Source organism: Leifsonia sp. Root1293 (genome assembly GCF_001425325.1).
Lineage (GTDB): Bacteria > Actinomycetota > Actinomycetes > Actinomycetales > Microbacteriaceae > Orlajensenia.
Window position 1 is genome coordinate 36402 of the sequence record NZ_LMEH01000002.1, and the last position, 14203, is coordinate 50604.

Annotated in this window: 13 protein-coding genes; 3 read left to right on the forward strand and 10 right to left on the reverse strand. The window is 69.4% G+C overall.

Annotated elements, in window-relative coordinates; genetic code table 11:
• Positions 1-154: 154 nt before the first annotated feature.
• Positions 155-952 carry an HAD-IIA family hydrolase gene (locus ASC59_RS12000; RefSeq protein ID WP_055823371.1) on the forward strand — a complete coding sequence of 266 codons (798 nt, stop codon included), beginning with the start codon at positions 155-157 and terminating at the stop codon, positions 950-952.
• 113 nt (positions 953-1065) lie between these two features.
• Here the strand turns inward: ASC59_RS12000 and ASC59_RS12005 are convergent, their stop codons facing one another.
• The 7 genes from ASC59_RS12005 to ASC59_RS17720 all read right to left on the reverse strand — a co-directional run bounded on the left by ASC59_RS12005 (position 1066) and on the right by ASC59_RS17720 (position 7898).
• Positions 1066-1866, reverse strand: coding sequence for an LLM class flavin-dependent oxidoreductase (locus ASC59_RS12005; RefSeq protein WP_055823373.1), 801 nt, complete (start codon positions 1864-1866; stop codon positions 1066-1068).
• Positions 1867-1924: 58 nt separating this feature from the next.
• Positions 1925-2863 carry a nucleoside hydrolase gene (locus ASC59_RS12010; RefSeq protein WP_055823376.1) on the reverse strand — a complete coding sequence of 313 codons (939 nt, stop codon included), beginning with the start codon at positions 2861-2863 and terminating at the stop codon, positions 1925-1927.
• A complete protein-coding gene (locus tag ASC59_RS12015) occupies positions 2860-3828 on the reverse strand; it encodes a ribokinase (RefSeq protein WP_055823379.1) in 969 nt (322 codons plus the stop codon). Before ASC59_RS12015 ends, ASC59_RS12010 begins: the two co-directional genes overlap by 4 nt.
• A 3-nt stretch (positions 3829-3831) precedes the next feature.
• Positions 3832-5763: a hypothetical protein gene (locus ASC59_RS12020; protein ID WP_055823382.1), complete on the reverse strand. Its 1932-nt coding sequence runs from the start codon at positions 5761-5763 to the stop codon at positions 3832-3834.
• Positions 5756-6316: an orotate phosphoribosyltransferase gene (gene pyrE, locus ASC59_RS12025; protein WP_055823385.1), complete on the reverse strand. Its 561-nt coding sequence runs from the start codon at positions 6314-6316 to the stop codon at positions 5756-5758. Before pyrE ends, ASC59_RS12020 begins: the two co-directional genes overlap by 8 nt.
• A 4-nt stretch (positions 6317-6320) precedes the next feature.
• On the reverse strand, positions 6321-7640 hold the full coding sequence (locus tag ASC59_RS12030; RefSeq protein WP_055823388.1) for a threonine/serine ThrE exporter family protein: 1320 nt from the start codon (positions 7638-7640) through the stop codon (positions 6321-6323).
• Positions 7641-7775: 135 nt separating this feature from the next.
• Positions 7776-7898, reverse strand: coding sequence for a hypothetical protein (locus ASC59_RS17720; RefSeq protein ID WP_268765492.1), 123 nt, complete (start codon positions 7896-7898; stop codon positions 7776-7778).
• Positions 7899-7995: 97 nt separating this feature from the next.
• On the opposite strand from ASC59_RS17720, the gene ASC59_RS12035 reads away from it, so the two are divergent.
• The gene (locus ASC59_RS12035; RefSeq protein WP_055823392.1) at positions 7996-8910 is read left to right on the forward strand and encodes a LysR family transcriptional regulator; all 915 of its coding nucleotides are present in this window, start codon (positions 7996-7998) and stop codon (positions 8908-8910) included.
• A gap of 127 nt (positions 8911-9037) precedes the next feature.
• On the forward strand, positions 9038-9799 hold the full coding sequence (locus ASC59_RS12040) for an enoyl-CoA hydratase/isomerase family protein (RefSeq protein WP_055825406.1): 762 nt from the start codon (positions 9038-9040) through the stop codon (positions 9797-9799).
• Positions 9800-10006: 207 nt separating this feature from the next.
• On the opposite strand, the gene ASC59_RS12045 is transcribed toward ASC59_RS12040, so the two are convergent.
• From ASC59_RS12045 to ASC59_RS12055, 3 genes are all read right to left on the reverse strand, one after another.
• Complete coding sequence (locus tag ASC59_RS12045) at positions 10007-11500, reverse strand: CoA-acylating methylmalonate-semialdehyde dehydrogenase (protein ID WP_055823395.1); 1494 nt, start codon at positions 11498-11500, stop codon at positions 10007-10009.
• A gap of 60 nt (positions 11501-11560) precedes the next feature.
• Positions 11561-12883, reverse strand: a complete 1323-nt coding sequence (locus tag ASC59_RS12050) for an aspartate aminotransferase family protein (RefSeq protein ID WP_055823399.1) — start codon at positions 12881-12883, stop codon at positions 11561-11563.
• 129 nt (positions 12884-13012) lie between these two features.
• Complete coding sequence (locus tag ASC59_RS12055; RefSeq protein WP_055823402.1) at positions 13013-14164, reverse strand: ABC transporter substrate-binding protein; 1152 nt, start codon at positions 14162-14164, stop codon at positions 13013-13015.
• Positions 14165-14203: the final 39 nt, after the last annotated feature.

Consider the following 14203-nt stretch of genomic DNA (forward strand, 5'->3'; position numbering starts at 1 on the left):
TGGAGCATGTCGGGCAGAAGGGGAGTCCAATGTGACGGGCGGCGTAAGAGTGCTTCACATGGCGAAAACTTTCCCGCGGGGCCACCCGATGCGCTATGGAGTGCCCGTTCGAGCGGCGATCACGCGGTGACTGCGACGCTCTAGGCTGGGTGCCATGCACCGTCGTGACGAGATCGAATGCTGGCTGACCGACATGGACGGCGTGCTCGTGCATGAGAACGAGCCCCTTCCCGGAGCCGCCGCCCTGCTGCAGCAGTGGCGCGATCAGGACGCCCCCTACCTCGTGCTCACGAACAACTCGATCTTCACGCCGCGCGACCTGAGCGCCCGGCTGCGCGCCTCGGGCCTGATCGTTCCCGAGGAGCGCATCTGGACCAGCGCTCTGGCCACGGCCGACTTCTGCGCCTCGCAGATCCCCGGCGGATCGGCGTTCGTGATCGGGGAGGCCGGCATCACCACGGCTCTCCACGAGGCCGGCTTCATCATGACCGAGACGGCGCCCGACTACGTCGTGGTGGGCGAGACCCGCAACTACTCCTTCGAGGCCATCACGAAGGCCATCAGGCTCATCGCCGCCGGATCACGCTTCATCGTGACGAATCCGGATGCCACAGGCCCGAGTGCCGACGGGCCCCTGCCTGCGACGGGAGCCATCGCCGCCCTCATCACCAAGGCGACCGGGAAGGACCCGTACGTCGTCGGAAAGCCGAACCCGATGATGTTCCGTTCTGCCATGAACCGCATCGGCGCGCACTCCGAGAACACGGCGATGATCGGCGACCGCATGGACACCGACATCGTCGCCGGCATCGAGGCCGGCCTGCACACCATCCTCGTGATGACGGGCATCAGCGACGAGGCCGAGATCAACCGGTACCCGTTCCGGCCCGACGAGATCCTCAGCGGTGTGCACGAACTGGTCGAGAAGGAACCGTTCGAGACCGAGGTGTAGCGCGTCACGCTCGCTGAGGACCCGACGAAGTCGGCGTTCGAAGCGCGCCGGACGAGCCAACACCATGGGCGCTTCGGGCGGTCGCTCCGCTCGGCCCTCGGCGAGCGGGCGCCTCAGCGGGCGGCGACGGCCAGCGCGTCGATGATCCGCCGGTACGCCGGCGTCGATCCGTCGGCCGTGATGGCCCTGAAGACGAGCTCGTCGACTCCTGACCTGTACGAGTCCAGGCGCTCCTGCAGCCGCTCCGGCGTCGTCCCCGTGATGGTGGTGTCGCGCGCACTGATCCCAAGCCGTTCGAAGTTGGCGGAGTAGCTCGGGTAGGACGCGTAGCGCGCAGACTCCTCGGCGAGAGCCGCCGTGGCGTCGGCGTCGACGATGCCGCGCGCGTAGAGAACGGCACGCGGACGCGGACTGGCTGCATCCGTCGCCGTCTCCCGCAACGCGGCGGCCGTGTCAGAGGCAACCTCCGGCGGCAGCCAGCTGAGCAGCGCGCCCGAGGCGAGGGTCGCCGCCAGCTCGCGCATCTTCGGACCCAGCGCACCGAGCAGCACGGGCGCATCGACGCTGCGCTGCAGCTCGTCGAGCTCAGGCCGAACGAGCGCCAGCGGGCGCCTGGCACCTCCCGATCCGACGCCGAGCACGAGCCGGTGCTGCGGCAGTGCCAGCTCGCGCACCCTGTCGGCGATGACGGATGCCGGGCGCCTGTCGAAGGGAAGCACCCCTGTCGCCAGCACCAGGCGATCGGTGACCTCGGCCGCTGCGGCGAGCCCGACGATGGCATCGCCGTCAGGCGTGTCGTTCAGCCACAGAGCGTGCAGTCCGGCGGCCTCCGCCGCCACAGCGAGCTCCTGGATGACGGCTCGGTCGAGGGCACCGGCGAGGCCGAGGGAGACGGAGGCTGGAGTCTGGCTCATCACACCAGCGTACGCAGCCTTCGTCCCCGATCGTTGGTGGGGGCCGGTCCCGGCCGGCTCAGGCCAGACGAGTGATCGCGTCCTCGAGCGCGTCCCAGAACCGCGGCACGTCGAGGCCGACGGCGACATGGGCGTTGGCGGCGCGCCCCAGCATGCCGTCGAGGTCGACGAGGGTCGCGCCCGCCGTGTGAACGCCGGCGACCTCGACGTCGAGCCGGGTGAACACGGTGGCGACGGCATCCGGAGCAGCCAGCACGGCGACGGCCACCGGATCGTGCAGCGGGCCGTCCGGCAGACCGAACACGGCGTCGTTGGTGGCGCAGAAGAAGTCGAGCAGCTCGGCGCCGAATGCGGCAGTGCCGTTGCCGATGGCGGCCAGTCGCTGTCGCACCTCGGCGGTGACGAGGGCGTCGTGGGTGACGTTCAGCCCCACCATGGTGAAGCGCACTCCGCTGTCGAGCACGATGGCGAGTGCCTCGGGGTCGACCCAGGCGTTGAATTCCGCCGCTGGAGTCACATTGCCTCGCCCCGTCGATCCGCCCATCCAGACGATCTCGCGGATGCCGACAGCCAGGTCGGGGCGATCGCGCAGCAGGATGGCGACGTTGGTGATGGGCCCGGTCGCGATGATCGCCACGGGATCGACGGATGCCGTGATCACGTCGGCCATGAGGTCGACGGCCGGCCGATGATCGAGAGCCACGACGGGCTCCGGCAGCACGGGGCCGCCGAGCCCGTTCTCGCCGTGGATCCACTCGGCCGTGGCCAGTTCGCGCGCGAGGGGCCGGTCGGCACCGGCAGCCACCGGCACATCCGTCACCCCGGCGACCCCGAGGGCGATGCGGGCGTTGCGCTCCGTGTGGACCAGGGTGCCGTTGCCACCGACGGCGGTGACGGCCCGCAGGTCGAGGAGGGGGCTGCCTGCCGCCAGCCAGAGCGCGAAGACGTCGTCGTGGCCCGGATCGCAATCGACGATCACCGGGATGCGATCGGTCACGCGAGCCCCGATCCCACGGCGAAGGCCAGCAGCTCGGCTCGGGGCGCATAGGAGCCCACCGTGCCGCGGGAGGTGACCGAGAGGGCACCGGCCGCCACGGCGATGGCGACGGCCTCGCCGAGCGGGCGGCCCTCCGAGAGGAAGGCCGCGAGGGTGCCCGTGAAGCAGTCGCCGGCTCCCGTGCTGTCGACGGCGGTCACCTTCGGTGCCCGGCACTGCGAAGCGAGCGGGCTCTCGGAGTCCTCGACGCTGGCTGAGCCCGATCCAGCAGCGGACACGGCACCCTCGGCGCCGAGCGTGACGACGATCGACCGGCAGCGTTCACCGGCGACGGACTCGGCGATGGCGCGCCAGTCGTCCAGTCCGCTCGTCTCGGCGGTGCCGATCCCCAGGGCGATGGCCTCGTGCTGGTTCACGACCAGTGGGTCGCAGACGGCGAGGGCCTCGTCGGTGATCGCGACCGGCGGAGCGAGGTTGAGAATGAAGCGGGTGCCGACCTCGGCGCTCAGGGACGCGAGCCGCTCGACGGCCTCTGCCGGCAGTTCGCCCTGGGTGAGCGTGACGTCGGCTGCGTCGATGTCCGAGCGGTGGGCCTCGACAGCGGCGGCCGTGACTGTGGCGTTCGCCCCGGCCGAGACGATGACGGTGTTCTCGCCCGATGCCGCCACGGTGATCTGCGCGACGCCGGTCGCGGCATCCGGAACCCGGTCGACCGCGTCGAGCGCGACCCCGAACCCGCGCACGGTCTCGAGCGCGAAGGTCGCCGCAGCGTCGGTGCCCACCCGGGCGACCAGGTCGACTGATGCTCCCGCCAGATGCGCGGCGATGGCCTGGTTCGTGCCCTTGCCCCCGAGCGCGACGGCGTAGCCCGTGCTCGAGACCGTCTCACCGGGAGCCGGGAACTCGGCGACATAGCTCGTCGAATCCACGTTGAGGGATCCGAGGACGAGCACGCGGCCTGTCATGCCTCAGGCCGCCGGGCCGGGGCCGGCGACGCTCGCAGTGATGGGTTCGCCGCTCGAGCGCGAGACGAAGCAGTAGTAGTAGCGCTGGGTGCTGGTCCACTGCTCCTCCGTCACGGGGAAGCTGCCCTGCAACTGCAGGTCGGGGAACCCGCTCGCGGCGTCGAGATCGATGACTCCCGGCGCACTGCAGAGCAGGTTGATCTGCGAGGCCAGCGCCTCCTCGCCGGGGAACGCCGTCGTCGCTTCGCCCCCGAAGGTTCCGCGGTAGACGAGTTGAGCGGCGTGGGGTGCTGCGCAGTCGACGACGGTGAAGGTCTCGGCCCACGGCCCTGCATACGGATCGATGCACTCTCCGCCGCCCAACCGATCCCACGGCTGCTCGCCGGCGGCGGCCGGACCGGTCACCGGAGGGGCGACGGTCGGCGTCGGGGTGGGCGTCGGGGTCGGAGTCGCCGACGCCGTGGGTGTCGGCGCCGGTGCCCCGGCGAACATCTTCGGCAGGAGGGTTCCGAGGAAGTACAGCCCGACCAGCAGCACGAGCAGCACGAGGCCGCCGGCGATCCAGAGCAGGCGGCGGTCTACGGGGGCCTTCGCCGTCGGCGGAGCACCGTCCGTCGGTGGCGCACCGCCGTCGGACCCGCGCGCACCCGTCGACGCGGCATTGCGGGGGTCGGCGGTGATGGGATCAGCAGCGTCGTCGTGTGTGTCATCGTTGTCGTCGGGGTCGGCGACGGACGCGGCATAGACCGGCGGCAGCGACAGCCCGCTGAGCGCCGGGCTGGCATCGAGCGTGTCGATGAACGTGGCCTGACGCTCGGCGGCGGAGGTCGTGAGCAACGCTGTGGCCGCGGTGTCGGCGTCGGCGTAGTCGCCATTGCCATTGCCATCGGCATCGGCATCGGCATCGGCATCGGCGGATCCTGCGGCGCCGGAGTCCGATCCTGCGGCGGTGGCGGCGTGCGACTCGGAACCGGCCTCGGTCGGCTGCTCCCCCTCCGAGCCCGCTTCGGGCGCGGGCTGGGGCGGCGCCACGGGTGTGGGGAATCGCAGGGGCTCGGGGGGCGGAGCTCCGAAGACCGGTGTGACGAACGGAGCCATGATGACGGGAGGAACATCGTCCTCGGGGACATCGCCGTCGGGGTCGTCGGCGTCGGGGTCATCGCCGTCGGGCTTCGGTTCCGGGTCGACTGCGTACTTCGCCGGGTCCTCGCCGGGGCGCAGCCCCCAGTGGAATCCTGTTTCGGCCGCGTCGCCGGTGGCACCGTCCTCGGCGGGGGTCCTCGCCTCGGCGCCCGGACTCTCAGCGTCGGATTCCAGCTCGTCGCCGGGAACGCCGGGGGTGGGAAGGGCGGCGGCCGCCGCGGGCGGAACCGCAACGGGCTCGTCATCGAAGTCCGAGAAGAGGTGCCAGACGGCCGACGATGTCGCTGCCTTCGTGGCGGTCGCGCCCGGATCGCGGTCGGTCTCGATGCCGGAGTCGGGCGATGCACCCGATGCGACCGGAGCCACGGGTGCATCGGATGCGACGGCTGCATCCGTTTCGTCACCGGCGTGAGAGAAGACCGGCCCCGTCGGATGCAGCGGCGTCGTCTCTTCAGCCGACGGCGCTACTGCGGCGGACGCGGAGTCGTCAGCGGGCGCGAAGTGGTCGGAAGGGGCGGAGTCGTCAGCGAACGGACCGGAAGCCGTGTCGTCGGCCGGCGCGCCGTACCAGACGGGGATGATCGGCTCATCGTCAGCGATGTCCTCGTTCGACGTCTCCGCGTCTCGGTCGACCTCGACGACGTCATCGGTCTCCTCCGCGTGCGCGTCGGCATCCCGCCGCGCACGGCGTCCGCCCGAGAGCTGAGCGAGCAGCCAGTCCGCGCCGCCGATCTCGGGGTCCGGCTCGCGCTCGCCGTCGGCTCCGGCCTGTTCGTCGGGACCGTCAGGCATCGCGCAGGCCCAGGTCGTCGAGTCCGATGGCGAAGAAGTAGGGAACACCCTCGGCCTCGATGATCTCGCGGGCTCCGGTGTCGCGGTCGACGACCACGGCGACTGCGGCGATCTCGGCTCCCACCTTGCGCAGGGCCTCGATGGCCTTGAGCGGCGAACCGCCCGTCGTGGAGGTGTCCTCGAGCACGATCACGCGCTTGCCGGCCAGCTCGGGGCCCTCGACCTGGCGGCCACGGCCGTGGTCCTTGGGCTCCTTGCGCACGACGAACGCGTCGTATTCGAGGCCGCGCGCCACGCCCTGGTGGAGGATCGCGGATGCCACGGGGTCGGCTCCCATGGTCATTCCGCCGACGGCGGCGACGTCCGGGATGTCGGCGATGAGGTCGAGCATGACCTGTCCGATGAGCGGCGCAGCGCGGTGGTCGAGGCTCACCTTGCGGAGGTCGACGTAGTAGCTCGCCTTCTTGCCGCTGGTCAGGGTGAAATCACCGTGGAACACGGCATCCGATGAGATGAGTTCGATGAGCTTGGTCCGCGCGTCAGTCACGGCCATAAGCCTATTGCCCGCGCCGGAAGACGCGCCTCCAGGAGCCCGGCGTTCCGGGCTTCAGGGGCGCGACGACTCCGGGAAGGTCGATATGGAAGTTGCCGAGCTCCTGTGCGCCGTACCGGATGCTCCGATACGCAGCAGTGCCGATGAGCACGCCGAGGGCGATGGCCGTCACCGTCGTCAGCGCCGAACTCAGATCCTGATCGTCGGCGCCCGCACCGAAGACCTCGGTCAGTCCGATGAGTCCGGCTGATCCGGGAACCAGGATCCAGAAGGCCGGGAGGAAGGTGAGCTGCGACGGCACACCCCGCCGCAGGGAGTCGATCCACAGCACGACCGGCGTCATGAGCACAGCGCCGAAGAACCCGCTGAGTTGGGCGCCGAAGACGATTCCGCCGAGCAGCTGACCCGCGTAGGCGACCACCAGCACGAGCAGCACCCAGCCGAAGGTGCGCGGCGGAGACGAGAAGTGCAGGTAGTTCCCGGCCGCGAACAGCACGAGCCCGATGAGTGGCACCCACCAGAGGTAGAGCCGCTCGGAGTCGCTCGACATGTAGCTGTACCCGTCGACACCGACGAGGGTTCCCGCGGCGAGGATTCCGAACGCCAGCAGCGCCAGTTGCACGAAGCCCGTGACCAGTCGCGCCGTTCCGGCCACCATCTGGCCCGCCGCGAGTTCGACGGTCCCCGTGGTGATCAGACCCCCGGGCAGGAAGGTGACGAGAGGTGCGATGAGCACGCGAAGCGGGTCGGAGATGCCGAGGGTGTCTGCCAGCAGGAACACGACGAGGGATGAGGTGAACGCGGCCACCACGGGGAAGATCAGGGCGAGAGTGGGGGACCGCAACAGCTTCAGAAGGCCCACCAGCAGCCCGAGCCCGAACGCGATGGCCGCGCCCTGCCAGCTCGGGAACAGCATCAGGGCCAGGCCGAGCGTGAGCACGCCATGGCCGAAGACCCGCAGCGGCCAGCCGAAACGGGGCGTCGACTCCCCGATCGCGTTGAGCTCGTCGATGCCCTCCACCGGATCGACCGCCCCGTCGCGAGCTCGACGCACGAGCTTGCCGAGCTCGGCGATCTGGTCGAACCTCAGACTCGACCGCACTCGGGACGAGATGGCCACCCGCGTGTCGGTGGCCTCCCCGGTCTGCACCATGATCATCGTCGGAAGGACGGCGAAATTGGTGTCGGGGGCACCGTAGGCCGCTGCGACCTCCTGCATGATCGACTGCACCCTGTCGACGGACTCGCCCGCCGCCGTCAGACCCTCGGCGAGGCCGACGAAGAAGCGGCGCAGTTCGCCGTCGTCCGGTGCCGTCTCCGCCATGTCGGCCAACGCTACCTGCTGCGAGGCACACGAGAAAGGCCGCCTCCCGCGCCGTCCCTGGCGTGGTGGCGGCCTCGGCGCATCCGGCGTTCGTCTGTGCGGCGAACGGGGCGGATGCGAATGCCCGCTGGCTTCCTAGAAGATGCGGACGTACTCGCGCTTGGGGGTGCGGCCGTAGCCGTCGGACGCGAGGAGGGTGAAGGTTCCGGCGATCGCAGCGGCCGCGATGATGCCGAGGAGGATGAGGAGCGCGATCATGATGGAGCCTTTCGAGTTTGGTGGGTACTGTCATTCTGCTCTGCGAAACCATGCAGCACAATCGAATGGTTCTGCATGATGGATGTAGGTTGGCTACATGGATGTACGCCGACTCGATCTGCTCCGCGAACTCGCAGAACGCGGCAGCGTCACCGCTGTGGCCGAGGCCACCCATCGCACGCCCTCCGCGGTCTCCCAACAGCTGAAGGTGCTGGAACGGGAGGCCGGGATGCCGCTCACCGAGCGAGTCGGACGCGGCATTCAACTCACCGGTGCGGGTATCGCGCTGGCGCGCAGCGCGACCGATGTCGCCGTCGCCCTGGAGCGGGCCACGGCGCTGTGGGACGAGTTCCGCAATCACCCGAGCGGCGAGGTGCGGCTGGCCACGTTCCCGTCGGCCGGACAGGTGCTGCTGCCGGGAGTCCTCGCCGACGTGGCCCTCATCCCCGGGCTCGTGGTGCACTGCTCCGACGGTGACGCCGAGCTGCTCGACTTCCCCTCACTGACCGCGGACTTCGACATCGTGCTGGCGCACTCCCTGCGTGGCACCCGGGCCTGGGGCGGGCGTGGCCTCCGTGCAGTACCGCTCATGGTCGAGCCGCTCGACATCGCCATCCCTCCCGACCACCGCCTCGCCGGACGCAGCTATCTGACCCCGGCCGACGTCATCGACGACCCGTGGATCGGTGTTCCCGTTGGCTTCCCGTTCGAGCGCATCCTCCACGACATCGAGCAGGTGGCCGGGCGACGGGCGACGGTCTTCCAGCGCATCAGCGACCTGCGCATGGTGGAGTCGTTCGTGGCGGCGGGACTCGGAGTGTCGCTCATCCCGCGATACACCTCCGGCGGCATCGACCCGAGCCGCGTCATCCTGAAGCCTCTCCGGGGTGTGGATGCCGAGCGGGACATCGTGGCACTGCTGCGGCCCGACGTCGCCGAGCGCCTCGCGGTGCGCACCGTCGTCGACATCCTGCGCACGCGGGCCGCCGAGATCGAGGCGGCGCACGCGTAGGGCGGCGGCTCGCGAGAACGGAGGCGTTGTGGGTCGCAGGGGGGTGGCACCCGCCCCAACTCCGTATTCGCTGTCGGATGCCACAGTGCCTGCCCCGGCCGCGGGCCGGGTGAGTATGCTGCCGTCGATGAGTGACACGATTCTCCTCGAGGTGACGGACGGGCTCGCCCACGTCACCCTCAACCGCCCCGATCGCCTCAACGCGATCAACCCGGAGGCCGCCGAGCGCTGGCGCGCCATCGGTCGGGAGATCGCCGAGCGTGACGACATCGGCGCCGTTCTCTTCGATGCGGCCGGTCGCGCGTTCTGCGCAGGGGGCGACGTGCGTGAGATGGCCACGACGGTGGGCGACGGTGCCGTCATCACAGCGCACGCCGACGTCATCCACGCCGGCCATGTCGCATTTCGAGGCAGCGGCAAGCCCATCGTCGCGGCGGTCCAGGGCGCCGTCGCCGGCGGCGGACTCGGCTTCATGCTCTGCGCCGACGTGATCGTGGCCTCGGAGCAGGCCAGCTTCGCCAGCAAGTACTCCGACATCGGCCTCACCCCGGACTGCGGCGTGAGCACACTGCTGCCCGAGGCGATCGGCATGCGGCGTGCCCTCGAGCTCACCCTCACATCACGTCGCCTGACGGCATCCGAAGCCCTCGACTGGGGACTCGTGACCGAGGTCGTCGAAGCGGATGCCGTCGCCGTGCGTGCGCGCGCCATCGCCGAGGCGTGGCTCACCGGTGCGACCGGGGCGTTCGGCCAGGCGAAGCGGCTGCTGCTCGCGGGCCGCGACCGATCGTTCCAGGCGAACCTCGACGATGAGGCTCGCACGATCGGCGCCGCTTTCGAGACGGCGGAGGCGCAGGCGCGCATCGCGGCGTTCAGCGCTCCGCGCTGAGTTCGTCCCACCCGCTGATCGAGTAGCGCCCGAGCGCAGCGAGGTCGCGTATCGAGATCACTCCCTGAGGAGTGGTTTCGATACGGCTGCTCGCTGCGCTCGCGGCCTACTCAACCAGCGGGAACTGCTGCGCTCGCGGCCTACTCAACCAGCGGGAACTGCTGCGCTCGCGGCCTACTCAACCAGCGGAAGACCGAGTCCGAGGCCTCAGTCGTGCTGCGGGAAGCCCAGGTTGATGCCGCCGTGGCTCGGATCGAGCCAGCGCGACGTGATGGCCTTCTCGCGGGTGAAGAACTGCACTCCGGCCGGCCCGTACGCCTTGGCATCGCCGAACAGCGAGGCCTTCCAGCCTCCGAACGAGTGGTAGGCCACCGGCACCGGGATGGGCACGTTCACGCCCACCATGCCGACCTGCACCTCGCGCTGGAACCGGCGGGCGGCACCACCGTCGTTGGTGAAGATGGCGGTTCCATTGCCGTACCTGCCGTCGTTGATGATGCCGAGACCCTCCTCGTAGGAGGACACCCGCACGATCGAGAGCACCGGGCCGAAGATCTCGTCGGTGTAGACCGATGAGGTGAGCGGCACCCTGTCGATGAGCGTCGGTCCGAGCCAGAAGCCCGCCTCCTCGCCGTCGAACTCGCCGTCGCGACCGTCGACCACCACGGTCGCGCCGTCCGTCGCGGCCACGTCGATGTAGGAGGCCACCTTGTCGCGGTGAACCTCGGTGATGAGCGGGCCCATGTCGCAGGAGCGTCGGCCGTCGCCGGTCTTCAGCCCCGCCATGCGCCCCGTGATCTTCGCGACCAGCTCATCGGCGATCGAGTCGACCGCCAACACGACGGAGATGGCCATGCAGCGCTCGCCGGCCGAGCCGAAGCCCGCGTTCACGGCGGCGTCGGCCGTGAGGTCGAGGTCGGCATCCGGCAGCACGAGCATGTGGTTCTTCGCGCCTCCGAGAGCCTGCACGCGCTTGCCGTTGGCAGACGCCGTCTCGTAGATGTACTGAGCGATCGGCGTCGATCCCACGAAGGAGATGGAGGCGACCTCAGGGTGCGTCAGCAGGGCGTCGACGGCCTCCTTGTCGCCGTGCACCACGTTGAACACGCCGGCGGGGAGCCCAGCCTCGGCGAACAGCTCGGCCATCCAGATGGCTGCCGACGGATCCTTCTCCGATGGCTTCAGCACGACGGTGTTGCCGGCCGCGATCGCGATCGGGAAGAACCAGAGCGGCACCATCGCCGGGAAGTTGAACGGCGAGATGATCCCGACGACGCCGAGAGGCTGGCGCACCGTGTAGACGTCGACGCCCGTCGAGACATTCTCGGAGTAGTCGCCCTTGGTGAGGTGGGCGATGCCGCAGGCGAACTCCACGACCTCGAGACCGCGCGCGATCTCTCCGCCCGCATCGGAGAGCACTTTGCCGTGCTCGCTGGTGAGGATCTCGGCGAGCTCACCCTTGCGCGAGTTCAGCAGCTCGCGGAACGCGAACATCACCTGCTGACGACGCGCGATGGAGGTCTCGTTCCACGCCGGGAAGGCGGAAGCCGCAGCCGCGACGGCGGCACCGACGTCGGCGGCACTGCCCAGGCGCACCTCCTTCTGCACGATGCCCTTCGCGGGGTCGTAGACGGGCGCCGTGCGCGTCGACTCTCCCGCACTGGCAGCTCCATTGATCCAGTGGTCGAGTGTTGTGGTCATGATGGGGTCCGTTCTGTCTCGTGTGCGGTGTGGTCTCGATACGCGTCGACGTCGTCGGCGCTATCCGACCAGCGGGAGTGAGAGCACCTCGTCGTAGGCTGCGAGCGCCTCGGCGACCTCGTCATCGGTGACGATGCACGGCGGCACGACGTGGATGCGGTTGTCGGCGATGAAGGGCAGCAGGCCGCGCTCGAGAAGCGCGCCCTTGATGCGGCCGATCACGGCCGCGCTGACGGGCTCGCGGGTCTCGCGGTCCGCGACGAGTTCGAGCGCCCAGAAGACACCCTCTCCGCGCACCTCGCCGATGAGGTCGTGCTTGTCGAAGAGCTCGGCGAGACCAGGACCGATGGCCTCGCGCCCGATACGGGCAGCGTTCTCGACGATGCCCTCGGAGCTCATGGCGTCGAGCGCCCCGACGATGGCAGCCATGGCGAGCGGATGCCCGCTGTAGGTGAGCCCGCCGGGGAAGACGGAGGTGTCCCAGGTGGCCGCGATGGCATCCGAGATGATCACGCCACCCGCTGGCACGTAGCCCGAATTCACGCCCTTCGCGAAGGTGATGAGGTCGGGAACGAGGTCGTAGCCCTCGAAGGCGAACCAGCGCCCGGTGCGCCCGAAGCCGCACATGACCTCGTCGGTGATGATGAGGATGCCGTAGCGGTCGGCGATCTCCCGAACGCCGGCCAGGTAGCCGGGCGGCGGAACGAGCACTCCGGCGGTGCCTGGGACCGTCTCCAGCAGGATCGCCGCGATCGACGCCGGCCCCTCGGACTGGATGACCCGCTCGAGATGGCGCAGGGCCCGCTCCGACTCCTGCTCCGGCGTCGTCGCCCAGAACTCGCTCCGGTAGAGCCAGGGGCCGAAGAAGTGCACGTGGCCACGCGCGTACTCGTTGGGGATGCGTCGCCAGTCCCCCGTTGCCACGACGGCGGCTCCGGTGTTGCCGTGATAGGAGCGGTAGGTCGAGAGGATCTTGTCGCGGCCCGTGAACAGGCGAGCCATGCGGATGGCGTTCTCGTTGGCATCCGCCCCGCCGTTCGTGAAGAAGACCTTGGAGAAGCCGGCAGGTGCGCGGTCGGTGATGCGTTTGGCGGCCTCGCCGCGCGCGAGGTTCGCCGTGGCAGGAGCGACCGTGGTGAGCAGGTCGGCCTGCTCGTGGATGGCGGCGATGACCGCCGGATGCTGGTGGCCGATGTTGGTGTTGACCAGCTGCGACGAGAAGTCGAGCCAACTGCGGCCGGCGTGGTCCCAGACTCGGGAACCGGAGCCGCCCGCGATGACGAGAGGGGCGAGGCCCGCCTGCGCCGACCAGGAGTGGAATACGTGCGCGGCATCGAGCTCGCGGGTGCGGTCGTCGAGTTCGGAGAGGTCGAGGTCGGTCATGCTGGGTGCCTTTCATCCATCGCCGGTCGAGGAGCGACCGAGCGGAGGGAGGACGCGTATCGAGACCCGGTGAGGTGATCTCGATACGCGTCCGACTTCGTCGGTCGCTACTCGATCAACGGGTCATTCTCAGTTGCCACCCTCGGCGAGGGTGACGTCGATGGGCGCGAAGTCGGCACCCAGGGTGTCGACCCCCTCGTCCTTCAGTTCGGCCAGGGCCTTCTCCACGTACTCGTTGGAGTAGGCGTCCTCGGGCGGATCGGTCGAGATGATCGTGGCCCCGGTCTCGTTCTTCGTCTTCATGGCGATGTCGACCGTCTGATCCCAAGCGGCCTCGTCGATCACGCCGACGCCGTCGGTCGACGGCCAGATCAGCTTGTTGACCTCGTTGGTCATCCAGAGCTGGTGGCTCGCACCCAGGGTGGAGCCAGCGGCCGTGACGATGGCGGCAGCCTTGTCGGGGTTGTCGCGTGCGTAGACCCAGCCCTTGATGGACGCCTTGATGAAGGCGACCGTGGTGTCGGCGTAGCCCTCGTCGTCGGCGAGCCTGTCGGCATCCGCCCAGATGGCGTCCTGCAGCATCGCCGTTCCGACGTCGTTCCAGTTGATGACGTTCAGCTCGTCGGGCTGGTAGAGCTCACCGGTCGCGGGGTTGACGGTCTCGAGCACCTGCGCGTACTCGTTGTAGGTCATGGCCTGGGCAGCGTCGATGTCGCCGGCGAGGAAGCCGTTCATGTCGAATGCCTGCTGCACGAGCGAGATGTCGCCGACTTCGACGCCGTCCTTCTGCATGCCGGCGAAGAGCTCCCACTCGTTGCCGTAACCCCAGCTTCCGACCTTCTTGCCTGCGAGGTCGCTCGGCGCCGTGATGTCCTTGTCCTTGAACGAGATCTGCGTGGTGGCGCTGCGCTCGAAGATCTGGGCGACGTCGGTGATGTGGGCGCCCTGCTCGATGGAGCCGAGCACTTTCGGGACCCATGAGATGGCGTAGTCGACGTCTCCGGACGCCAGGGCGTCCTGCGGCACGATGTCGGCCCCGCCCTCGACGATCTCGACGTCGAGGCCCTCGTCCTCGTAGTAGCCCTGGTCCACCGCGGCGTAGTAGCCGGCGAACTGTGCCTGGGAGAACCACTGGAGCTGGAGCTTGACCGGGGTGAGCTCGCCGCCGGCCTCCGACGTCGAATCCCCACCGCTGCCGGTGCTGCTGCATCCGCTGAGAACGAGTGCCGAGACGGCCAGTGCTGCTGCCGTGCCGAGTGCGTACTGTCTGCTGCGTTTCATTTCTTCCTCCTTCAGGTGCCTCTTGGTTGGTGCACCGCG

What these genes read in the sequence shown, in the direction of transcription:
- ASC59_RS12005 (WP_055823373.1), bottom strand. Translation starts at nt 1,866, where the DNA reads ATGAGCCAGACTCCAGCCTCCGTCTCCCTCGGCCTCGCCGGTGCCCTC.
- ASC59_RS12020 (WP_055823382.1), bottom strand. Translation starts at nt 5,763, where the DNA reads ATGCCTGACGGTCCCGACGAACAGGCCGGAGCCGACGGCGAGCGCGAG.
- ASC59_RS12000 (WP_055823371.1), top strand. Translation starts at nt 155, where the DNA reads ATGCACCGTCGTGACGAGATCGAATGCTGGCTGACCGACATGGACGGC.
- ASC59_RS17720 (WP_268765492.1), bottom strand. Translation starts at nt 7,898, where the DNA reads ATGATCGCGCTCCTCATCCTCCTCGGCATCATCGCGGCCGCTGCGATC.
- ASC59_RS12050 (WP_055823399.1), bottom strand. Translation starts at nt 12,883, where the DNA reads ATGACCGACCTCGACCTCTCCGAACTCGACGACCGCACCCGCGAGCTC.
- pyrE (WP_055823385.1), bottom strand. Translation starts at nt 6,316, where the DNA reads ATGGCCGTGACTGACGCGCGGACCAAGCTCATCGAACTCATCTCATCG.
- ASC59_RS12055 (WP_055823402.1), bottom strand. Translation starts at nt 14,164, where the DNA reads ATGAAACGCAGCAGACAGTACGCACTCGGCACGGCAGCAGCACTGGCC.
- ASC59_RS12030 (WP_055823388.1), bottom strand. Translation starts at nt 7,640, where the DNA reads ATGGCGGAGACGGCACCGGACGACGGCGAACTGCGCCGCTTCTTCGTC.
- ASC59_RS12040 (WP_055825406.1), top strand. Translation starts at nt 9,038, where the DNA reads ATGAGTGACACGATTCTCCTCGAGGTGACGGACGGGCTCGCCCACGTC.
- ASC59_RS12035 (WP_055823392.1), top strand. Translation starts at nt 7,996, where the DNA reads ATGGATGTACGCCGACTCGATCTGCTCCGCGAACTCGCAGAACGCGGC.
- ASC59_RS12015 (WP_055823379.1), bottom strand. Translation starts at nt 3,828, where the DNA reads ATGACAGGCCGCGTGCTCGTCCTCGGATCCCTCAACGTGGATTCGACG.
- ASC59_RS12045 (WP_055823395.1), bottom strand. Translation starts at nt 11,500, where the DNA reads ATGACCACAACACTCGACCACTGGATCAATGGAGCTGCCAGTGCGGGA.